General features: G+C 70.0%; 21 protein-coding genes. 4 read left to right on the plus strand and 17 right to left on the minus strand.

The genetic code is table 11. The features are described from left to right. Nucleotides 1–46 precede the first annotated feature (46 nt). The 6 genes from IEX49_RS12200 to IEX49_RS12225 form a co-directional block, all read right to left on the minus strand. Entirely contained in the window at nt 47–346 is a 300-nt protein-coding gene (locus tag IEX49_RS12200) for a hypothetical protein (protein ID WP_188806440.1), read from the minus strand. A gap of 9 nt (nt 347–355) precedes the next feature. Then, the gene (locus tag IEX49_RS12205; protein WP_188806441.1) at nt 356–1105 is read right to left on the minus strand and encodes an SDR family NAD(P)-dependent oxidoreductase; all 750 of its coding nucleotides are present in this window, start codon (nt 1103–1105) and stop codon (nt 356–358) included. A gap of 50 nt (nt 1106–1155) precedes the next feature. After that, entirely contained in the window at nt 1156–1941 is a 786-nt protein-coding gene (locus IEX49_RS12210; RefSeq protein WP_188806442.1) for an SDR family NAD(P)-dependent oxidoreductase, read from the minus strand. Then, nucleotides 1941–3326 (minus strand): MFS transporter, encoded by a 1386-nt coding sequence (locus IEX49_RS12215; protein ID WP_188806443.1) that lies wholly within the window; start codon nt 3324–3326, stop codon nt 1941–1943. Before IEX49_RS12215 ends, IEX49_RS12210 begins: the two co-directional genes overlap by 1 nt. An 81-nt stretch (nt 3327–3407) precedes the next feature. Continuing rightward, nucleotides 3408–4295: a polysaccharide deacetylase family protein gene (locus IEX49_RS12220; RefSeq protein WP_159554086.1), complete on the minus strand. Its 888-nt coding sequence runs from the start codon at nt 4293–4295 to the stop codon at nt 3408–3410. An 18-nt stretch (nt 4296–4313) separates the two neighbouring features. Then, a complete protein-coding gene (locus IEX49_RS12225) occupies nt 4314–5327 on the minus strand; it encodes an asparaginase (protein ID WP_188806444.1) in 1014 nt (337 codons plus the stop codon). A gap of 213 nt (nt 5328–5540) precedes the next feature. On the opposite strand from IEX49_RS12225, the gene IEX49_RS12230 reads away from it, so the two are divergent. Next, entirely contained in the window at nt 5541–6542 is a 1002-nt protein-coding gene (locus IEX49_RS12230; RefSeq protein ID WP_188806445.1) for a LacI family DNA-binding transcriptional regulator, read from the plus strand. Nucleotides 6543–6545: 3 nt separating this feature from the next. Here IEX49_RS12230 and IEX49_RS12235 read toward each other — a convergent pair whose 3' ends face one another. Beyond that, nucleotides 6546–8141, minus strand: a complete 1596-nt coding sequence (locus tag IEX49_RS12235; RefSeq protein ID WP_188806446.1) for a M20/M25/M40 family metallo-hydrolase — start codon at nt 8139–8141, stop codon at nt 6546–6548. 222 nt (nt 8142–8363) lie between these two features. Here IEX49_RS12235 and IEX49_RS12240 point away from each other — a divergent pair, with 222 nt between their 5' ends. Continuing rightward, nucleotides 8364–8960 (plus strand): YdeI/OmpD-associated family protein, encoded by a 597-nt coding sequence (locus IEX49_RS12240; RefSeq protein WP_188806447.1) that lies wholly within the window; start codon nt 8364–8366, stop codon nt 8958–8960. Nucleotides 8961–9070: 110 nt separating this feature from the next. On the opposite strand, the gene IEX49_RS12245 is transcribed toward IEX49_RS12240, so the two are convergent. From IEX49_RS12245 to IEX49_RS12260, 4 genes are read right to left on the minus strand one after another with little or no spacing between them, the layout of a single operon-like run. Next, complete coding sequence (locus IEX49_RS12245) at nt 9071–9727, minus strand: hypothetical protein (protein WP_308421944.1); 657 nt, start codon at nt 9725–9727, stop codon at nt 9071–9073. Further along, nucleotides 9724–10209, minus strand: a complete 486-nt coding sequence (locus IEX49_RS12250; protein WP_188806448.1) for a glutathione peroxidase — start codon at nt 10207–10209, stop codon at nt 9724–9726. The genes IEX49_RS12245 and IEX49_RS12250 overlap by 4 nt, the downstream gene beginning before the upstream one ends. Next, on the minus strand, nt 10209–10631 hold the full coding sequence (locus tag IEX49_RS12255) for an organic hydroperoxide resistance protein (protein ID WP_188806449.1): 423 nt from the start codon (nt 10629–10631) through the stop codon (nt 10209–10211). Before IEX49_RS12255 ends, IEX49_RS12250 begins: the two co-directional genes overlap by 1 nt. Nucleotides 10632–10659: 28 nt before the next feature. Then, nucleotides 10660–11100, minus strand: a complete 441-nt coding sequence (locus IEX49_RS12260) for a MarR family winged helix-turn-helix transcriptional regulator (protein WP_188806450.1) — start codon at nt 11098–11100, stop codon at nt 10660–10662. A 178-nt stretch (nt 11101–11278) separates the two neighbouring features. Between IEX49_RS12260 and IEX49_RS12265 the strand changes: the two genes are divergently transcribed. Beyond that, a complete protein-coding gene (locus tag IEX49_RS12265; protein ID WP_188806451.1) occupies nt 11279–12238 on the plus strand; it encodes a zinc-binding dehydrogenase in 960 nt (319 codons plus the stop codon). A gap of 20 nt (nt 12239–12258) precedes the next feature. Here IEX49_RS12265 and IEX49_RS12270 read toward each other — a convergent pair whose 3' ends face one another. After that, on the minus strand, nt 12259–15333 hold the full coding sequence (locus IEX49_RS12270; protein ID WP_188806452.1) for a helix-turn-helix transcriptional regulator: 3075 nt from the start codon (nt 15331–15333) through the stop codon (nt 12259–12261). Between the two features lie 190 nt (nt 15334–15523). Between IEX49_RS12270 and IEX49_RS12275 the strand changes: the two genes are divergently transcribed. Beyond that, nucleotides 15524–15973 carry a GNAT family N-acetyltransferase gene (locus tag IEX49_RS12275; RefSeq protein ID WP_188806453.1) on the plus strand — a complete coding sequence of 150 codons (450 nt, stop codon included), beginning with the start codon at nt 15524–15526 and terminating at the stop codon, nt 15971–15973. Nucleotides 15974–16050: 77 nt separating this feature from the next. Here IEX49_RS12275 and IEX49_RS12280 read toward each other — a convergent pair whose 3' ends face one another. From IEX49_RS12280 to IEX49_RS12300, 5 genes are all read right to left on the minus strand, one after another. Then, complete coding sequence (locus IEX49_RS12280; protein WP_188806454.1) at nt 16051–16206, minus strand: hypothetical protein; 156 nt, start codon at nt 16204–16206, stop codon at nt 16051–16053. A gap of 242 nt (nt 16207–16448) precedes the next feature. Beyond that, nucleotides 16449–17093: a GntR family transcriptional regulator gene (locus IEX49_RS12285; protein ID WP_188806455.1), complete on the minus strand. Its 645-nt coding sequence runs from the start codon at nt 17091–17093 to the stop codon at nt 16449–16451. 86 nt (nt 17094–17179) lie between these two features. Further along, nucleotides 17180–18697 carry an FAD-dependent tricarballylate dehydrogenase TcuA gene (gene tcuA, locus IEX49_RS12290; protein ID WP_188806456.1) on the minus strand — a complete coding sequence of 506 codons (1518 nt, stop codon included), beginning with the start codon at nt 18695–18697 and terminating at the stop codon, nt 17180–17182. Between the two features lie 104 nt (nt 18698–18801). Then, complete coding sequence (locus tag IEX49_RS12295) at nt 18802–19620, minus strand: response regulator transcription factor (protein ID WP_188806457.1); 819 nt, start codon at nt 19618–19620, stop codon at nt 18802–18804. Beyond that, nucleotides 19617–21404 (minus strand): sensor histidine kinase, encoded by a 1788-nt coding sequence (locus IEX49_RS12300; RefSeq protein WP_188806458.1) that lies wholly within the window; start codon nt 21402–21404, stop codon nt 19617–19619. Before IEX49_RS12300 ends, IEX49_RS12295 begins: the two co-directional genes overlap by 4 nt. Between the last annotated feature and the right edge of the window lie 4 nt (nt 21405–21408).

Here is a 21408-nt window from a genome sequence, read left to right on the forward strand (position 1 = left end):
GTTCATCGTCCACCGGCCGGCCCGCGGCGGTTTCGGAAGGAAGAGCTCACGTGGCCCGCGTGAGCAGGCGCCCGACGACGGCCCGCGGCGTCTCCGTCCCCGTCCAGTCCGCGCCAGCAGCGGACCCGGGCGTCTCCAGCGAATCGAGTAATTCCTCCACATCCGCGAAGACGTCCTGGCGGCCGGTCCGGCGTCGCAGGGTCCAGCCGTCACCCATCAGGGTGAGCGAACAGCCGGGAGCCAGCCCGCGGCGCAGCTCTGCCAGCGCCTGGCGCTTGCGCCCGAGCCGGTTGAGGGTGGCCGTGGTGGGGGACACCGTGGTGCCCCCGGGGCATGCTCCGCACATGGTGACTCCCTACGGCATCACGTCGCCGCTGTTGGGCCCGAGCGTCTGACCCACGTAGATGTCCCCGCCCGGGGAGGATGCCAGCAGCAGGGCCGTCGGGGCGATCTCCTCGGCCGTGCCGAAGCGGCCCAGCGGCAGTTCGGCGCGCTTGGCCGCCTTCCATTCCTCGGTCACGCCGTTCAGCAGGGGCGTGTCGATGGGGCCGGGGGCGATGGCGTTCACCAGGATCCCCTCGGGTGCCAGCTCCAGGGCCATCGCCTTGGTCATGCCGATCACCCCGGCCTTCGCCGCCACATAGTGCACCAGCCCGGTGCCGCCCTTGATGCCCAGCTGGGACGCGATGTTGATGATGCGCCCGCCCCCGCGCGACTGCAGGTGCGGCAGGGCCCACCGGCCGGCGAGGAACACGCCCTTGAGGTCGATGTCCACCGTCCGGTCGAAGTCCTGCTCGGTCATCTCGGCCATCGGCTTCTCGTCCAGGATGCCGGCGGCGGTCACCAGGATGTCGATCCCGCCCAGCTGCTCTGCGACGGAGTCCATGGCCTGCCGGACCGAATCCGAGCTGGTGACGTCCACTTCCGCGAACAGCGCCGTGGCGCCGGTCTCGGTCAGATGCCCGACGACGGCCGCGCCGGCTGCCGCGTCACGGTCCAGCACGGCGATGGCCGCGCCGTTCTCTGCGTACAGCCGGGCGATGGCCGCCCCGATCCCGCTGGCGCCGCCGGTGATGACGGCGACCTTGTCCTTCAGCGCTTCCATGCGCCTGCTCCTTCTCTCACGTGCTGACTGTCGATTCCGAAGTGGGTGGCTCAGCTGGGCCAGCGGATGGTCAGTCCGCCGTCCACGATGAGTTCCTGGCCGGTGACGTAGGCCGAATCGTCACTGGTGAGGAAGCGGATGGTGCGGGCGGTCTCGTCCACGGTGCCCACGCGGCCGGCGGGGATGATCTTCCCGGCGGCCTTGAGCCCCTCGTCCCCCAGGGAGTTCTTCGCGTCCTCGGACTGTGGGCTGCGAATCAGCCCCGGGATCACCGCGTTCACGCGGATCCCGCGCGGGGCCAGTTCCACGGCAAGGGAGCGGCACAGGCCCAGCACGCCGGACTTCGCCGCGGCATAGTGGGCGTGCTCCTCCCAGCCGTACACGCCGCCGGCGATCGATGACGTCGCGACCATCGCGCCGCCGTCGGTCATCTTGGCGGCTGCCGTGCGGAAGATGCGCATCACGCCCGTGAGGTCCACGTCCAGCATGTCCTCCCAGGCCTGGTCCGTCATCTCGCCCAGCGGGTTGCGCCGCAGGATGCCGGCAGCGGCCACGGCGATGTCCAACCGGCCGAAATCCGCCATGGCGGCCTCGGCCATGGCGTCGCAGTCCTCGGTCCTGCGGACGTCGGCGGCCACGGCGATGCACCGTCCGCCGGCGGCCTCCACGGCCCGCACCGTCTCCTGGGAGTCGTGCGGGTCACCGGGGAAGTAGTTGACCACGCTGTGCGCACCGGCCCGGGCGTAGGCCACCGCCAATGCCTGGCCGATCCCGCTGGCGCCGCCGGAGATCAGTGCGACCTTGCCGGCCAGTCCGTCGTCTCGTTGGGTACTCATCAGAGCGTCACCTCATCCTTCTCCGTGTCGGGGTGATTGCCGTGGCCCAGCAGATCGGCCGGGGCGTCCGCGCCGGATCCCTCGATCCTGCGGGTGCCCATCATGCACAGCCCAGCCAGGGCCAGCCCGAGAGTGCCGGAGAGGATGGCGGCGGCGGTCATGGACAGGCCGGCGAAGAGCAGGGCGCTGAGCAGGCCGGAGCCCACGATCCCGCCCACCGGCGCCATCACATGGGCCACATTGGTGCCCATGCCGCGGGCGTGCGCCGGGAAGGACTCGCCCATGTAGTAGAGCAGTGCCGCGAACGGCCCGGTCAGGAAGAACAGGGTCAGGCCATACATGGCGATGATGAACCAGGTGGCCCCCGGGATGAGCAGCATGCCCAGGCTGGAGGCGGCGCCGGCCAGCCAGCCGAGGATCACGGTGCGCTGGCGGCCGATCCGGTCTCCGAGCCAGCCGTGGAACAGGTAGCCGACGAAGCCGACGGCGTTGGCGCCGATGAGGATGACCAGGGCGTTCTCGAAGGAGACGCCCTTGGCCTCCACGAGCACCGTGGTGCCCAGCACGGAGAAGACCTGGATGCCGATCCAGCTGAACAGCCAGGCCAGGGAGAGCAGGATGGTGTGCCGGCGCAGCGCCGGGGAGAAGACCTCCTTGAGGCCGCCCTGGGTCTCGCTGTCCATCTCGAGGCGGTGCTGGTCGATCAGGACCTGGGCGCCGGCGTCGTCCCCCACGGACTGGCGGCGGCGCGCCTCACGGATGGCGGCGAAGGTGGGCGACTCGGGAAGGCGCGTGGCCACCAGGGCCACCGCGATGGCCAGTACGCCGGCGATCACGAAGGACCAGCGCCAGCCGATGACCGGCAGCAGCAGGGCGGACATGCCGGCGGCCACCAGCGCGCCGATCGGGTAGCCGGCCTGCACCACGGAGTAGAAGAAGCCCTTGTTCTTGACGTCCTTGTAGATCTCGGAGAGATAGACCGCGTTGACGACCTCCTCGGAGAGGGACAGGCCGGTGAAGGAGCGCACCAGGATGATCGAGACGGCGCCGATCGCCATGCCGGTGAAGCCGGCGGCCAGGCCGCCGCCGATCATCAGGATCACCAGCGCGTTGCGCCGGCCCAGGCGGTCGATGATCGGCCCGACGATCAGCGAGACGATGAACACGCCCACGTGGGCCAGGGTGTTGATCATCGTGGACTGGGCGGTGCTCCACCCGAAGTCCTCGGCGATCACCGGCAGCAGCGTGCCGAAGAGGGTGAAGTCGTAGACGGAGATGACCCAGGCCAGGAAGCAGACGATCGAGACCTTGCGGATCATGCCCGGGGTGACGGGGACGTCCCAGGGGGCCACGGGCCCGGTTGAGGCGGTGCGAGGAGAGGACATGGTGGGCTTTCGTGTGAGGGGATCACCCGGCCCAGTGGGCCGGGCGATCCATCCAAAGGGGAGTGGTGGCCGGTGGGCTGATCAGGCCTGCGGGCGGGGGTGGCGCTGGGCGAAGTCCCGGGCGACGTCCTCCATGAAGGCGAACTCGACGCCGTCGTGACCCTGGATGTGGTCGAACAGCCGCTCGAGCATCAGCAGGTTCTGCGGGCGGCCGGAGACGTCCGGGTGGATGGTGATGGGGAAGACCGCGTAGTCCATCTCTCGGTAGACCCAGTCGAACTGGTCCTTCCAGAGCTGCTCCACGTCCCGCGGGGAGACAAAGCCGTGGCTGTTGGGGCTGGACTTGATGAACATCATCGGGGGCAGGTCGTCCAGGTACCAGGACGCCGGGATCTCGATGAGGTCGGTCTCCTCGCCGCGGACCAGCGGCTTCATCCAGTCGTGGGCCGAGTTGGCGGAGTAGTCGATCTTGGTCCAGGTGTCACCCACGCGCACGTAGTACGGGGTGTGGTCGTCATGCATCAGGGAGTGGTCGTAGAGGAAGCCGCGCTCGAGCAGGATCTCGTTGGTGACCTTGGAGAACTCCCACCACGGGGCCACGTAGCCCACGGGCTTCTTGCCGGAGCGCCGCTCGATCAGGTCGGTGCAGTAGTCCAGGATCTCCGTCTCCTGGGTGCGGGTCATGGCGATCGGATTCTCGTGCGAGTAGCCGTGCACGCCGATCTCATGGCCGGCGGCGACGACCTCGTCGAACTGCTGCGGGAAGGTCTCCACCGAGTGGCCCGGCCAGAACCAGGTCACGGGGATCTCCCGGCGCTGGGCCAGCTGCAATAGGCGCGGCACGCCCACCTCGCCGGCGAACAGCCCGCGGGAGATGTCACCGGGAGAGTCCTCGCCACCGTAGGAGCCGAGCCAGCCGCCCACGGCGTCGACGTCGATTCCCACGGACACGTAGATCTTCTTGGTCATGTTCGTTCCTTTCTGTGGTCAGCGCAGTTCGCTGAACAGGGTGGTGAATTCGGTGGTGGAGGGATTCCCGGACAGCAGCGCCGCCGCGAGGATCCGTGCTTGGAAGGGGTTCAGGTGTCCGGCGCTGACGGCGCCGGCCGCGATCAGGTCCACGCCGCCGCCGTTGCCGTAGATGGGAACCATGGGGCCGCTCGGAACGCGGGTGCTCAGCACCACGGGGATCCCCGAGGAGACCAGATCCGCCACAGCGTCGGCATGCCCCGGACCCGCGTTCCCGACGCCGGTGCCCGCCAGCACCGCGCCCGCCGCGCCGCTCTGCGCCGCGTGCCGCAGCGCGTCAGGAGAGGAGCCGGGGTAGGCCGTGATGACATCCACCCGGGTGGTGCCGAACCCGGGGCCGGGCAGGGCCAGGGCGCGGGGCCGGGCCGGCCGGGCGACGAGGTCGAGCTCATCATTGCGGAACAGGCCCACGGTGGCGCCGCCGTCGAAGGGTTGGCTGGCGGTGGTGTGGGCCTTCCGGGCGCCACGGGCGGTCTGAACCCGGCCGTCGAACGCGATCAGGGCGCCCATGCCGCGGAAGCGCGGATCAGCGGCCACCGTCAGGGCCTGGCGGAGGTTGCGGGGGCCGTCCGAGTCCGGCTGATCAGCTGCGCGCTGGGCGCCGGTGAACACCACGGTGGTGTCCGTGCCGTTGACCAGATCCACCAGGAATGCGGTCTCCTCGAGGGTGTCGGTGCCGTGGGTGACGACCACGCCGTCCACCGCCGTCTCGGCCGCGCGGGTGAGCGCCGCCGCGGTGATCTCCAGGATCTCCGGCAGTCCCAGCCGGTAGCTGCCCAGCGTCATGACGTCCTCGGTGGTGACCTGGAGGGCCTCATGGGCTGCGGCCGCCGGGGATGAGGCGACGAGGTCACCGATCGTGTCCGAGGCGACCGAGCCGTCAACGTGGCCCATGCCCTCCGCACCCGCGCCGGCCTGCCCGGAACGGGACGCGATGGTCCCGCCGGTGCCGATGATGTGGACTCTGGTCAATCCGTACCGCCTCTGATGCAAGTCGGGCCATGATCGGGAGCAGTGCCCCAATCGATTGCCACAAACGTTTGTGTAAAGTGATGTGATGCACATTAGAGTAGGAATCGACGTGATGCAAGACTCCATGTTCGGCCCGTAGACTGACGGCGCTCCCTCCCGCCCTGCGGGGCGAGTCAGGCGACCGCCAGCACCCGACCACCACCGAAGGCCACCGTGAGCAAGCGATCATCCGTCACCCTGAAGGGGCTGGCCCAGGAGCTGGGTCTCAGTCCGTCCACGGTGTCCCGCGTGCTGAATGACGCGGCGGGCGAGGAATCGCGCTGGGCATCCCCGGAGACCAGCCGGCGCATCCTGGCCCTGGCCCACGAGGTCGGCTACGCCAAGAACCCCTACGCTGCTTCCCTGCGCACGGCCCGGTCGCGGTTGATCGGGGTGGTGGTGCCGCGGCTGCAGGACTACGTGCTGGCCACGATCTACGAGGGCATTGACGAGGCCGCGGCCGAGCACGGCTACGTGGCGGTGGTGGCGAACTCCCTGGACAATCCCGACTCCCACGAGGCCCGCGTCCGGAAGCTGATGGACCGGCGCATCGATGGCCTGATCCTCGGGGACACGCCGTTCGACGGCTCCACCCTGACGGCGATCGAGGGGGAGGGCGTTCCCTTCGTGCTCGTCAACCGCCGGTCCCCGGGCTACCCCTCCGTGACCTGCAACGACTACCTCGGTGGGCAGCTCGCCGGGGAGCACCTCGCCGGACTGGGTATGGAGAGGATATTCCTGTTGGCCGGCAAGGACCGCATGTCCACCTCGATCGACCGCACGGCCGGATTCACCGAACGGCTGGCCGAGCACGGCATCCACGTTCCCGCCGAGCACATCGCCACTGGCGGATTCGACGCCGAGGCCGGCGAGGAGGCCACCCGGCGCCTGCTGGACACCGTGGGCGTGCCGGACGCGCTGTTCGCCGTCAACGACTTCGCGGCCATCGGCGCCCTGGGCGTCCTGGCCGAGCGGGGGCTGTCCGTCCCGGACGACGTCAGGATCGTCGGGTACAACGACACCCCCTTGGCCAGCGGGGTGGGGCTGACCACGGTGCGCTCGCCGATGCACCAGATCGGGCGCCAGGGGCTGGAACTGCTCTTGGAGCGGATGGACGGCAAGGACGTGGAGAGCCGGCAACTGGATCCGGAGCTGGTGGTCCGGACCTCGGCGTAGGGCTCATCCCACCCGGAACCTCTCGAACACCGTGTACATGTAGTCCGTGCCGGTCTTCAGCGCCTCCACGAAGATCCGCTCGTCGTCTCCATGCATCCCGATCAGTTGCTCGTTGGACAGCACATAGGGGTAGACGCCATAGCCGGGGATGCCCTTGGCACGCCAGGGGGCCAGGGAGGTTCCGGCCTCGAACAGGGCCGGGGCGAAGACCGCCTCCGGGTAGGTCGACTCGGCCGCTCCGGACAGCGCGTGGAACAGATCGGTGTCGATGTCCGCCGGGGGAGCACCCCACGTCTGATCCAACTCGTTGAGGTAGTCCTCCTCGCTCGTCCCCTCCGGGGCGGCGATGCTGACCTCCACGTCCCGCCGGGCTAACAAGCTTCGCACCTGTTTCAGGAATTCCCGTGGTTTCTGCCCTCCGGGAACCGCACGGCAGTTCAGCCGGGCCGTGGCGCTGGAGGGGATCACGTTCTCCTTGTACCCGGCCTCCTGGATCACGAAGGCGTGCGTGGTCCGCAGTAGGGCGCGGTGCAGATAGGGGTAGTCGGAGCGTGAGACCACGAGCTTCTCGGCTCGTTCCCGCATCTTGGCGGACCGCGCCGAGAGCAGAATCCGGATGGCCTGGGCGAAACGTCGGTCATCGGTGGATGCAGCCAGGGCCTTGAAGTACTCGCGGGTCACGTCTGTCAGATGGACGGGCGCCTCCCAGTCGCCCAGGTCGGCCAGCGCCCGGGACAGCGTGACCATGGCCGCGTCCGGCATCGGCTTGGACGAGTGTGTGGCGGTGCCATTAGCGGTGATGTCCAGGTTGAAGTAGACCTTGTCCTGGCGGGTGGCCGTGATGAGCATCGGGGTGGTCGCGTCTCCCTGGGCCAGGAACCAGCCGCCCTCGGTCAGGACCGAACCGGCATTGATCTTGTCCCAGTGGTTCTCGGCCAGCCACCGGGAGCCGAAGGATCCGGCCTCCTCATCGCAGTCGGTGAGGACGATGATGTCCCGGTCAAAGCGTGCCCCCTCCTGCAGGTGGCGCAGCAGGGCGCTGATGCTCGCGGCATTCGCGCCCTTCATGTCCAGCGCGCCGCGGCCGTACACCTCCCCGTCCCTCACCTCGCCGGAGAAGGGGTCCGCTGACCAGTTCTCCAGTTCCACGGGCACCACGTCCGAGTGTCCGAGCAATAGCAGGGGCTCCGCGTTGCCGGCGCCGGCGATCCGCGCGATCAGGTGCACGTTGTCCGGTTGGGGCGTCTCGATGATCTCCGCATCCACACCCGCCCGGTCCCAGACCGCCTTGAGCATCTCGGCGTGCGGCCGGGTCTTGCCGCCCTGCCCGGAGTTCTGGGTGTCGAACGAGAGCATGCGTTGCAGCAGGTTCAGCGGATCTCTGTCCTCTGCCGGAATGGTCACAGCGGCGTCGGCGCGGGAGCTGGAGGTCAGCCCCGTGAGTGCTCCGGTGCCGATGGCCGTCGCCCCGAAGGCGGCGGCGCCCACCCCTAAGAACGTACGACGCCGGATGGCCGGCTTGGGTGCGACGGTTGCGGTCGCGGTCGAGTCAGCGCCGGAGGTGGGAGTCGGGTCGAAGGATGCGGGTGATGGGCTCATGGTGTCTCCTCAGGGTGGTGCAGAGGTGAGACGGCGAGGGAAAACACATGAGACGGATGTGGGGTGAGTCACATACTTGCATGACCTGTGAGAGGACTCAACGGGTACTTATCAGCCGATGGTCCAGAGGGACTGCAGGTTGGCTGCAGGCATACAGTGTCGGTGGTAGAGAGAATTCAGCTGCATAGGACGCCCGCGCCGGGCTGATCACGAAGGACCTACATGAAGAACACATCTGCAGCCGGGGAACCCGGGGTCCTGATCGTGGAGGGCGTCGCGGCCTGGCGGGAGTGGTTGGATGCGCACGAGGAGAGTTCGGACGGCATCTGGCTGCTGCTGGCCAAGAAGGGAGCTACTTCCCCGACGTCGCTGACCTACCAGCAGGCCCTGCGGGAGGCGTTGTGCAGCGGCTGGATCGACGGCCAGTCCAAGTCGATCGATGCCACCACCTACCGTCAGCGGTACACGCCGCGCCGCAAGGCCTCGATGTGGTCCCAGCGCAATGTCACGCTCGTGGCCGAGCTGATCGAACAGGGGCGGATGCGGCCCCGCGGGCAGGCCGAGATCGACCGGGCGAAGTCCGACGGCCGGTGGGACCGCGCCTACGCCGGCCCAGCCACAGCCGAGGTCCCCGAGGACTTGGCCTCCGCGCTCGCCGCCTCACCGGCTGCTGCCGCCACCTTCGCCACCCTCAACGGTCAGAATCGGTACGCCGTCCTGCACCGGGTCCTCACCGCCCCGAGCCCGACCAGCCGGACCAATCGGCTGGTCAAGCTGGTCGGCATGCTGGAGCGTGGTGAGACGCCGTACCCGCAGTAACGACATGTCCTCGGCAAACGTTGCTAGAAGGGCCTCGCGGCGTCTCGGGAGTGGCGGGGCAGCCGTCAGAGTGGTGATCAAGGCTTGAGGCGCCAGCGCCAGCGCCCACGTCAGCGGGGCAGGCGCACGGTGCTCGTCAGGGTCGTCAGACTGGGGTGGCGCGGGGTGGAGCTGAAGCCGAACTCGGCTGGCGGATCCAGGTCTGCCAGCCTGCCCAGGTCCTCTCCCGCCCAGGTGGCGGTGGAGGCCGTGATCCGGTGCAGGTCGCGTGCGGCATACCACTCGAGGCGGTCGTTCCCCGCGCTGCCCAGGGTGCGCACGCCGGGCATAGCCCATCGGGCCACCCGGTCGGTGATCCGCGCCATGGTCAGGCTGCGGCCCACCGGTCCGGGAACGGCACGCAACACATGGCCCAGCGGCATCCGGCCACCAACCTCGAAGGCCCATGTCAGAGGACCGGCGGTGACGTGCCAGCGGGAGCCGGCGGCAGCGCCGGCGTCGGGCACCTGGACCTGGACCGGCACCTCGAGTACCTCGTCGAAGGAGTAGGTGGCCGCCACGAACTCGGTCACCCAGGCGTCCGGGGCGAGCAGGATCCGGTGGCCGTCCGGGCGTTGGACCATCACGTCCGCGAACGGCCCGTGCGGGGACCTCATCCAGCGTCCGAGCACCAACCGGGTCCCGCCCGAGGTACCGGCCCCGGCGATGTGGCCGGTGAAGCGCAGCCGCGCCTGCCCGCCCTCCATGTCCCTTGGCCGCTTGTTCACTGCTGCGCCAGTGCCGTCTCGATCGCGCCGCGCATCTTGGCGGGGGCGGTGGTCGGTGCGAAGCGCTCGAGGACGGTCCCGTCCCGGCCGATCAGGAACTTCGTGAAGTTCCACTTGACCGCGCCGCCGAGCATCCCCGAGGTCTCCTGCCGCAACCAGGCGAACAGCGGGTGCGCTCCCGAGCCATTGACCTCCACCTTGGCGAACATCGGGAAGTCGACGCCGTAGTTCAGCTGGCAGAACTCACTGGCCTCGGCGTCCGTGCCCGGCTCCTGGTGGGCGAACTGGTTGCAGGGGAAGCCGAGTATCACCAGCCCGCGGTCCCGGTAATCGGAGTAGAGCTCCTGCAGACCCTCGAACTGCGGGGTCAGACCGCACTGGCTGGCTGTGTTGACCACGACCACCACGTGCCCCGCGTAGCCGGAGAGGGGCCGGTCCTCGCCGGTGGCCGTGCGAGCCGTGAAGTCGGAGAGCGAGGGCATCAGTCCTGCACCACGTTCACGGTGACGTCAATGTTGCCGCGGGTGGCATTGGAGTAGGGGCAGACCTGGTGGGCCTTCTCCGCCAGGTCCTGCGCCTCGTCCCGAGGAAGGTCCGGGATGACCACCTCGAGGGTGACCTCCAGGCTGTAGCCGCCGTCGTCATTCGGGCCGATCCCCACGCGGGCACCGACGCTGGACTCGCCGAGGTCCTTCTTCGCCTGGCGGGCCACTCCCTGCAGGGCCGAATGGAAGCAGGCCGCGTAGCCGGCGGCGAAGAGTTGTTCCGGGTTGGCACCGTCACCGGTGCCGCCCATCTCCTTCGGGGTGGCGAGGTCCAAGCTGATCGTGCCGTCGGCGGTCTGGGTATGGCCGTTGCGGCCGCCTCCGGTGGAGAGGGCTTCTGCGGTGTACACGGTCTTCATGCGGTCTCCTTGGGTTGAGGTCAAGAGGTCAGGCGTCCGAGCCGGCGAACCGGCGGGAGAGGTCCCGGAGGCTCAGCAGGTCCTCCGGGGGCAGAGGGACGGCGCCCTCCAGGCAGCGCTGCACCTCGGCGGCGCGCGAGCGGAGGTCATCACCCGCTGCGGTCAGGTGCACGGAGACTCGGCGTGCATCCGTTGACTGGCGCTCGCGGGTGATGAGGCCGTGCTCATCCAGGCGCCGCAACAGCGGGGACAGCGTGCCGCTGTCCAGGTGCAGCCGATCACCGAGGGCGGAAACGGTCTGCCCGTCCTGCTCCCAGAGCACCAACAGCACGAGGTACTGCGGGTAGGTCAGGCCGAGCTCATCCAACAGAGGGCGGTACGCCTGCTGAGCCGTCCGGGCGGCCGCATACAGGGCGAAGCACACCTGGTCCTCCAGGCGGACGGTGGTTTCCTGGGATGTGATGCTCATGGCGAAAGCATTGCGCACGATTCAATTGTGCGCAATAGGCTGGGGGTGGCAGCACTGCCCACCGGCCAGCGATGTGCCTAGGGTTGGACGTGCGCCAGCCACCACCGTGGCGCCGGGGCGGTCCCCGCCTCGTCACTCACCACCGATGCGCCACACACGCATCACAGAGAGGTTGATCATGAAGGCCTGGCAGTTCGTTGGTACCGACAAGCCCCTGGAACTCAATGATGTCGCGGAGCCGAAGGCGGGTCCCGGGCAGGTCGTCGTGGACGTCAAGGCGTCCGGCGTCTGCCACTCCGATGTCACCACGATCGATGATCCAGGCTGGATGGCCCTCTTCCAGCACGGCCTGCCCCGCACCATGGGTCACGAGTCCGCCGGTGTGATCAGCGAGGTCGGCGAGGGCATGGATCACTGGAAGGTCGGAGACCGCGTGGGCCTGGCCCCGGTGATGTCCGATGGCGACGCCCTGGGCTACGGCAAATGGGACGGCGGATTCGCCCCTCGGATGCTCGCCACGGACGACAACCTGGTCGCCCTCCCGGACGAGGTCTCCTTCGACCTCGGGGCCATGGCCACCGACGCCGGCCTGACCGCCTACCACGCGATGATGGCCGTCGGCGGCGCGAAGAAGGGCATGAAGGTCGGCGTCATCGGCCTGGGCGGACTGGGGTACATCGGGGCGCGGGCGGCGGCCCTGGTGGGCGCGGAGGTCTACGGGGCGGAGATCAACCCGGAGACCCAGAAGCTGGCCGAGGAGATCGGACTGGCCGGCGTGGCCGATTCGATCGACGCCTTCAAAGACAAGGGCCTGGAATTGATCGTGGACTACGCCGGTTTCGGCACCACCACCTCGGCGGCTCTCGAGACGCTGGCGGAGTTCGGCACCCTGGTCCAGGTCGGCATGGGCCAGCTTGAATCGACCATCAACACCTACCCGCTGATCGTCAACCAGCTGTCCATCAAGGGCTCCAAGTCCGGAACGAAGGAGGACCTGGCCGGCATCTACGAGCTGATGCGCTCCGGCCAGCTCAACCCGCCGATCAACCACATCACCCCCGCCGACATCCCGGAGGCCATCGACAAGCTCCGCGTGGGCGGTGTGGTCGGCCGCTTCATCGCCATGTACGAGGGCTGAGGCGAGGCGGGGAGTGATCCTCAGGTAGCGCTCGGGCCGTCCTGGTCTGCTGGAAGGCCATCCACCGGGAGACCGCCCTCGGGGCCGGCCCGAGTCAGCGCCGGGACCAGCAGGGTCAGGGTGGCCGGCCGCAGGGCCTTCCGCAGGTCCACACGGCTGGTCATCCCGAGCTTCGCGAGGCACGTGGCCACCCGGTACTCCACCGTATGCACATTGAGGAACAGGTCGGTGGCGATCTCACGATCGCTCTTACCCTGGGCCACTTCGACGGCGATCTGCCGCTCGTGGGTGGACAGCTCGGCCATCAACCGGAACGCAGCCTGTGCCGGAGCCGAGACCAGTTCAAGGGCGCGGTCTGCCCCTTGGCCCGCCGCCGGTCCGGTGGCTTTGTCATCCTGCTGCTCCCGCAGGGCGGTGGCCAGTTCCTCCGCCTGGCCGTGGAGCGGCATCGCCCCACACCGCAGGAAGAAGTCGGCGGCCTGGCGGGCCCACCGGCCGGCGTCGCCCACTCGGTCCTCGGGCTGCTCGCCGGTGCCCGCGCCGCCCAGGGCGAGCCGGGACAGGTCCAGCGCCAGGAAGGCCCGGACCAAGGCATGGCCGCCGCCGGGCAGGATGTCCGGACCGATGCCGGCCACGTACGGAACCGGCTCGTCGTCCAGGGCGGCCAAGGCCTCTACCAGCTGCTCCCGTGCCTCGTCCGGTTGGGCCCGTGCGCGGTACAGCGCACCGAGCGTGGCCGCCTCCACGGCGCGCAGGACGCCCTCCGGGGCGGAGTCCATGCCCTCCGTGGCGTGGACGGCGAGGGTCTGCAGGCGGTGCACGTTTTCGGTCTCCGCCAGGGCCCGCGCGTACAGGCAGACCGTGGTGAACCCGGCGGTGGCCCACCCCACCCGGGTGGACTCGATGAGCTGGAACTGACGCGCGGCCTCCGGGTGGTCGCCGGCGAAGGTGGCGCCCATGGCGCGGGCGAAGGCCACGGCGCAGGCCACCACCTCACTGGTGGTGCCGGCGTCGTCCACCGCTCGCTGGATCAGCTGGCGGCCGGTCCGCTGTTCGCCACGGGCCAGCGGAACCAGCGCCGCCGTGGCATAGGCGGAGCGGACCCCGGCATCGGCCGGTTGCATCAGGCAGCTGTCCACAGCGTTCGTGGCATGCTCCAGCGCGCGGTCCCAGGCGCCCTGGTGGAAGGCCAGCTGGCTCAGGGTGGTCTCCAGGAAAACCCGCTGTTCGCGGGGGACCTGGGCGTCCTGGGCCGTGGCATCAAGGATCCGGGAGGCGGCGGCCACTTCCCCCTGGGCGCGGAGGCGCGAGCCGATCACCGCGGAGATCACGCTCCGCACGGGTTCGGTCCCCGGGACGGGACGCAGGTCCTCCAGCAGGGATGTCATCTGTTCGGTGAACTCGCCCACGCGGCTGCGGTCACCATGCCGCAGGCCGGACCAGAGGGCGAGCAGTGCCTCCACAGAGCGCGCCTCACTGACCTGGCGTAGAGCCTGGGGGTCCTGGCGGGCGGCGTGTTCGAACCCGCGGCGCACCGGTTCCAGCTCGTCCAACAGCGCGTCCACGGTGCTGCCCACAGCACCGAACCGTCCCGTGGCGTAGGCGACCCGTCCCGCAGCGGCCAGGGCATGGCCGAGCAGGAGCAGCCCAGCGTGCGCCTGATCATCCTCCGGCAGGTGGAGACCCTGCCGGATCTGATCCACCGCCCCCTCCAGGTCCTCCGAGGCGAGCAGATCCCAGGCGCGTGCCGCGCACCCTGGCCGAGTCTGGGGCAACCCGGCCAGGACATCCCGCAACTCGAGCACAAGGTCCGGCCTGCGGGCCAGCACGGTGGCACGCAGGGCCAAGGTCAGGGCGACCGGATCCCCGGTCAACCGCAGGGCCTGATGGAAGTGGCCGAAGGCCTCCACTCCGTCTCCGCGGCCCAAGGCCTCTACTCCGTACTGCATCAGCGTCCGGACGAGCAGCGGGGTCTCCGCCGGCTCCGGGTCCAGCCGCTGTGCCTGGACCCGGTGATTCAGGGCCACGGGCCCGTTCAGGATCGGGGCGAGGATCCGGTGCAGTTCCGCACGTCGCTGGGCCGGCAGCTGGGCCGCCATGAGCGTGGCCAGGTGCGGGTGGGACAGGGCCACTGTGCCCGCGGTGTGGGTGATGCGTACCTGGTCGGAGTCCAGCAGGCCATGATCCGGCAGGCCCGGGTAACCCAGCTCCACCAACGCGCCGCTCAGGTGCACGATGTGGAGTGGCTCGCCGGCCACCGCCAGCAGGCTGAGGGTGTCCCGCAGATGGGGAGAGACTGCCTCCAAGGAGGACTGCAGGGCACGGCCGAACAGGCGCTGGGACGCATCCTGACCCGTGCCCAAAGCCGCCATGGCATCCTGCAGCCGGCGGTGTCCTGGAGGGGCGTGGTCCAGCCACCCGGCCACCGCACCCACCAGCAGGGGGACCCCGCCCGTGCCGCGGTGGACTGTGCGGGCGAAGTCCTCGGACACGGGGATGCCCAGCCGCTCCCGCAGGACCTGCCGGCAGTCCGCTGCCCCCAACGGGCCCAACTGCAGGAGGGTACCGTGCCGCCCCGAGGCCAGGAAGCGCTCGAGGCCGACGGTGAGCTCGGTGGCCTGCGGGCGGAAGGTCAGGATGATCATGAAGGGCCCCGAGGTCATGGCCTGGGCGCAACGCCACAGCACCTCGGCGGAGAACCGGTCCGCCCAGTGGAGGTCCTCCACCACGGTGATCCCCGCCCCATCAGCCGACTCCTGGAGGGCCTCGATGGCGTCGAAGACCACTTGCACGTAGTCCTCCACCGCGGTGGGCCACTGGGCCCGGTACTGACCGGTGATGGTGGACAGCAGCCGCTGGATCAGCGCCCCGGGGACGTCCACATCGGAGGGATACACCTCCACCACCGGCAGCACATTGCGCTTGCCGGCGAGGAAGGTCTCCACCAGGGTGGTCTTGCCGATGCCGGCGGGGCCTTCGATGGCGACGAACTGAGGGGCACCGGTCTGCACCCGTTCCCACACGGCGTTCAAGCGCTGCAGCTCCGCCGTGCGGCCCGGCAACGTCTTGGACTGACCGTGTGGGTGCTGCGTCATGGCGTATCCCCTGCTGGTTGATCGGACCCCCCAGGATCCGGGCGCGCGTGAGCCACGGCGAGGGTTCGTCTGCCGCCATGATAGGTGGATCACCGGGTGGCGTCCGGCCACGTCAGGTTGATGACGTGGCCGGCTCTGGGCAATCTGACCGTGGGCGCGAGACCCAGGAGACCATAGACCCATGGTGACGATGCGAGCAGGACCCGCCCAGGCCGACGTCGTGGGCCGGCTGTTGCACGAGTTCAACACGGAGTTCGGCTCGCCCACGCCCTCCGCGGAGGACTTCACGGCGCGCTTCGGCACGCTGCTGGCGGGCGACGACGTCCTCGTGCTGCTTTCGGGCAGCACCACGGCACCGACGGGCTTCGCGTTCCTGACCCTGCGCCCGACGCCGTACGGCAACGGACCGCTGGCACAGCTCGAGGAGCTGTACGTGCGGCCGGGACAGCGGGGACGAGGCATCGGCACCGAACTGCTGCTGGACGCCATCGAGCGGGTGAGGGCGCGAGGCAGCGAGGAGATGCACATCAACGTGGATGAGATCGACGAGGACACCCGGCGCTTCTACGAACGGCACGGGTTCACGAACATCCAGCCCGGCGAGGACTACCGCATGCTCTGTTACCTGCGGGAGTTCTGAGGTCCGGGCCGGCAAGCCCGCTGGCGCGGTGGCCCGGCGGGGCGGAGCCGCCGGCCGGGGCCGGCGGCGAGGTTTTCCTACCCCAGCAGGTGCAGGGCCACTTCAAAGACGCCGACGGCGGCGGCCGCGGAGATGATGCCGGTGACGGCCCAGAACGTGACGCGCTCGGTGGTGGCCGAGTAGGTGCCCGTGGTGGGGATTTCGGACGTGGAGAGAGACAGCGGAGTGGACATGATGTCCTCCAAATGAGGGGATTCCGGGTCTGCCCAGAGCGGGCATCGGGCAGGACACTACCGCCGAAACCACACGGGTGAAAACGCCACGCCGGACGACACGCCGAACGGGTTCCGTCCGGAGCTTACGGGTCCGAAAACATGGCGACTGACCAGCGGAAACCTCTCAACCGGACGGCCTGTGTACGCTCCCGCCGGTGCCGTCTGCCAGCCCCGTCTGCCGGCCCCGTCTGCCGGCCCCGTCAGCCCATGGCGTGGCCGAGCATCCTCAGCCGCAGGGCGCGGGCCGTGGACATGTGGGCGCGCATGGCCTCACGCGCCCCGGCGGCCTCGTGCTCCCGGATGCAGCGGAGGATCTCCGCGTGCTCCTCCAAGGACTGCTCCCAGCGCCCCGGCGTGGTGAGGGTGGAAGTCGGCGCATGGATCTGGTGGGTGGAGAGCCGGTCCAGCAGATCACGCAGGATGGGGTTCCGGGCGGCCGACCACAGCGCCTCATGGAACTCGATGTTGGTGTCCAGCCGGGTGGCATTGTCCGGGTCCGTGAGGGCCTGATCCCGGGAGAGGAGCCCCTCCAGCCGGACCAGGTCCAGCTCGGTCCGGGCCGAGGCGGCCTCCTCGGCGGCCTGGCCCTCCAGGAGGATGCGGAGGTCATAGACCTGCATCAGCTGCTCGGGGTCCAGGCGCCGCACCTGCAGCCCCCGCGTGCCGCGCTCGAGCAGGCCCTCCTGCTGCAGACGGCCCAGGGCCTCGCGCACCGGCGTCCGGGACACCCCGAACCGATCCGCCAGGGCCACTTCGCGGAAGGGGGTGCCGGGGGAGTGCTCGCCGCGGAGGATCTCCGCCTTGAGCTCGCCGTGCATCGCGGCGGCGTCCATCTTCCCTGCCACAGGTGTCCCCTTCGTCCGCTCTCAGCGGTGCCGGCCGGCGTCGGGAAAACAAGGTTCCCGACGCCGGCCGGCACGCCTTTTCGATGTCAGGCCAGCGTACCGGCGCGTCGTCCGAAGACCACGCCCGCGGCCAGGCCGGAACCGCCGGGGTAGTTGCCGGCGAACAGGCCGCCGAGCATCTCACCGCAGACGTACAGCCCGGAGATGTGCTCGCCCTCGGCGTCCAGGACCCGGCCGTGGGTGTCTGACTTCAGGCCGCCGAAGGTGAACGTGATGCCACAGGTGACCGCGTAGGCGTAGAACGGTCCCTCGGTCAGGGGGGTGGCCCAGTTGGACTTGACCGGGGTGGTCTCCGCCCGGCGGCCGTCCTTGACGGTGGGGTCCCAGGGGATGGTGGTGTCGATGGACCCGTTGTAGTCCTGGACGGTCCCGGTCAGGGCCTCCGGGGCGATCCCGATCTTCTCGGCCAGCTCCTCGAGGGTGTCCGCCTCGGCCACGGTGATGCCGGGCATGTCATACTCCTCAGTCCGCAGCATGGCCCGCAGGGGGGCGTCGAAGATCTGGTAGGCGACCGAGCCCGGCTGCTTGAGGATCTCCCGGCCGAACTTCGCGTAGGTGTAGTTGCGGAAGTCCTCGCCCTCGTCCACGAACCGCTGGCCCTCGGTGTTGACGATGATCCCCAGCGGGTAGGACTGGCGGGTCAGGCGGTTGGTGAGCTCGCGGTTGGACTCGTTGTTCGGGGTGAAGGCATCCCACTGAGTGGAGTGGCAGGTGGACCAGTGCCCGGCCTTCTGCGCGCCGATCTCGAGGCCGGCGGCGATCATGTCCCCGTTGTTGAAGGGGGTGCCGCGGACCTTGGCGTTCTCCCAGCCCTCGCCGAGGTGCTCCCGGCGCCACTCGGCGTTCGACTCGAAGCCGCCGGCGCCCAGGATCACGGACTCGGCGCGCAGCTCCTGCAGGGATCCATCCTCCTGGCGGACGGTGACGCCCTTGACCTGGCCCTCCTCAACGACCAGCCCGGTCACATCCTGGCCGTAGCGGACCTCGGTGCCCAGCTGCTCGGCCACGCGGACGTGGTCATGCATCAGGCCCTCGCCGCCACCGACGTTGCCGACATGCAGCCCTCCCCAGAACAGGTAGCTGCCGTCCTCGCGCTGGTAGGCCTGACGCTCGTACATCAGGCGGTACTTCAGGCCCAGTGACTGCAGCCACCGCAGGTTCGGGGCGGCCTCCTGCACCAGGACCTCGGTCAGCTCCGGGTCGTTGCGGCCGTCGGTGACGCGGACCAGGTCCGCGGCGTAGTCCGCGGCGGAGTAGGCCGGGACCTCGGTGACGGCGTGGCGCTCGTCCGGCTCGATGAAGTCCTGCAGGTCCTCGAGACCGGCATGGGCGATGCGCGTGGCGCCGGCGGTGTAGTAGCTGTTGCCGCCGAAGGCGTCGCGGGGGGCCTTCTCCAGCAGGAGCACCTTCCGGCCCCGCTCGGCTGCTGCGTGGGCGGCGGTGAACGCCGCGTTGCCGCCGCCGACGACGATGACGTCGGCCTCCAGGCCGGTGCCGGTCTGGGCGCCGCCGGTGCGGGCGTCCGGGGTGGGGGAGGTGGTCATGAGGGTCCCTTTCAGTCGGCTCGCCGGTCCGCCCGACGACTGTGCACGAATGTATACAAATGTGGACAGAGGTGCAAGCGGTGGTCCCGCCGACCCTCCGGACCTCAGCTGATCCAGGCGTACCGGTGTTCGGGGCGCCCGGTGGCGCCGTAGCGCGGGCGCAGCTCGGCTCGGCCGCGATCGGTCAGCAGCTCGAGATAGCGGCGGGCGCTGACCCGGGAGATCCCGCAAGCGGCCGCCACCTCGCGCGCCGAGAGGTCGACGCCGGCCCCAGCCTCCCGCAGCGCGGCCGCCACCAGGTTCAGCGTGGGGGCCGAGTAGCCCTTGGGCAGGCGGTCCGGGGGCCCGCTCGGTGGGGCGGCCGCTCCCGCGTGGTGGGCCGTGCCGGATGGCACCCCCGCCCTCGGCTGCTCCGCCGTGCTGGACTGCACCGCCGTGGGCGACTGCTCCGCGTTGCCCGGGGACCGGCCGGAGGCGCCCCGGACCAACCGGTCGATCTCGGTCTGGTCCAGCTCCGGGGCGGTGCCGGCGCCCTGGTCGGAGCCGCCGTGGGATGCGAGGAGGGCGGCGAACTCACGGAGGCGCTCATTGAACTCCTCGCGGCTGAACGGCTTGACCAGGTAACCGTCCACCCCGTGGCCCACCGCGCGGCGGACGGTGTCCCGCTCGCTGGCGGCGGTCACCATGATCACCGCGACGTCATGACCAGCAGATCGCAGATCCTCCAGCACCTGGACGCCGCCCCGGTCCGGTAGGTGCACGTCCAGCAGCACGAGGTCCACCTCGTGTTGGGCCAGGAACTCTGCGACCGGCAGGCCACGCTCCAGGACGCCCACCACCTCGAACCCTTCGAGGGCCTCCACGAAGCGCCGGTGCATCCCCGCGACCGCGAAGTCGTCATCCACCACGAGTGTCTTGATCAACGGATATCCCCACTGTCCTCGGTGTTCGGTGTCCCGGTGTTGTTTCGGCCGGTTCCAGCATCGTCGCCGGTGCCGGTGCCAGTACCAGTGCCAGTGCCGGCGGCCGCCGGCCAGGCGGCTCGGAACCGGGCCCCGCCCCACGGTGACGGGGTGACCTCCACCCGGCCGTGCCGGCGTCGGGCAATCCGGTCCACCAGAGCGAGGCCGATGCCGCGGCCTCCGGCGGGACGCGATGACGCCGGGCCGGTGTCCTTGGTGGAGGCACCCCAGCGGAACAGGGTCTGCGCCGCCTCCGGGTCCAGCCCGGGGCCCGAATCGTCCACCTGGACGGCGAATCCGGCGGCCCCGGCGGTCACCTCCAGCATCACCCGGCCGCCGTCCCCGGCCGCCTCGATGGCATTCGTCAGCAGGTTGGCCACCACCGTGAGAGCGTCGTCGTCCGCACGCCAGTCCGCCTCCACCGAGCCGTCGGCGGTCAGCTCCAGCACGACGCCGGCCTCCCGGGCGAGCGCTGATTTCGCGCCGACCAGTGCGGACAGGGACGCATCCGAGAGGTCGTGCTGGAAGGGTCCGCCGGCCAGGCCCGTCAGGCCCCGGATGTACTCCTGCGCCTCCTCGGTCTCGCCGAGGGACAGCAGCCCGGAGATCACGTGAAGCCGGTTCGAGAACTCGTGGGTCTGTGACCGCAACGTCTCCGTCAGGCTGCGCTGGCCCTCCAGCTCGCGCAGGCTGGACTCCAGCTCGGTGCGGTCCTGCACGGTCAGGGTCCGGCCGATCTGCCGGCCCTGCGCCCGCGCCGGCCGCACCCGGGCCAGCAGGATGCGCTCGCCGGCCAGGGCGAAGGTCGTCAGGTCCCAGTCGGCCTCGTCTGCCGTCGTGCGGCGTGGCCCCGCATCGGCTGCCTTGCCCGTGGCCGATGTGGGAGCTGAGGTGGGGGCCGGTGTGGGGGAGGGTCCCAGGAGGGCGGCCAGGTCCGCGTCCAGCACCTCCGCAGCCGAGCGGCCCTCGACGTCCGCCCCCACCCCGAGCAGTCGGGTGGCCTCATCGTTGACGAGGGTGATGGTGCCGTCCTCGTCCACGCCGATGACGCCGTCTCCGACGCTGTGCAGCAGCGCCTGGCGGGACTGGTGCAGTCCGGCCATCTCCTCCGGGCCGGCACCGTAGATCCTGGTGCGCACGTAGCGGGACGCCCAGGCGGCCCCGGCGGTGCCCAGGCCGGCGGCCAGCAGGACCCAGGGGGCGAAGCCGAGGACGACCTCGAGAAGGTCGCCGCGGATCTCGCTCTGCAGCAGGCCCACCGAGACGGTGCCCACCACCTCGTCGCCGTCCCAGATCGGGACCTTGGAGCGCAGCGACACCCCCAGGGGGCCCTCCTCGGTACCGCGGAAGGTCTCACCGGCGCGGATCGGGGCGTGGTCCGAGGAGACCGGCTGGCCGATCTGCGCCGGGTCGGGGTGGGCCACCCGGATGCCGTCCCGGTCCGCGACGACCACGAACTCGACCCCCGCGGCCCGTTCGGCCAGATGGGCGATGGGCTGGATTCTCTCCACCGCATCGGCTGCGTTCACCGTGGCGATCACCTCGGGGACGCTGGCGATCTCGGTGGCCACGGTGTGGACCTCTTCGAAGGCGAGTTCCCGGGTGCGCAGTTCCTCGAAGCGCAGCACGATGGCCGCCACGGCCAGCACCGTCAGCAGCACGATGGCCAGCTGCAGGGTGATCAGTTGCAGGCGGAATCGGCGGCGGGGCCGGGGCCCGTGCAGGCGAGGCGGGGGACGAAACACCGTG

Origin of the sequence: Citricoccus zhacaiensis, from assembly GCF_014645315.1 — a bacterium.
Lineage (GTDB): Bacteria > Actinomycetota > Actinomycetes > Actinomycetales > Micrococcaceae > Citricoccus > Citricoccus zhacaiensis.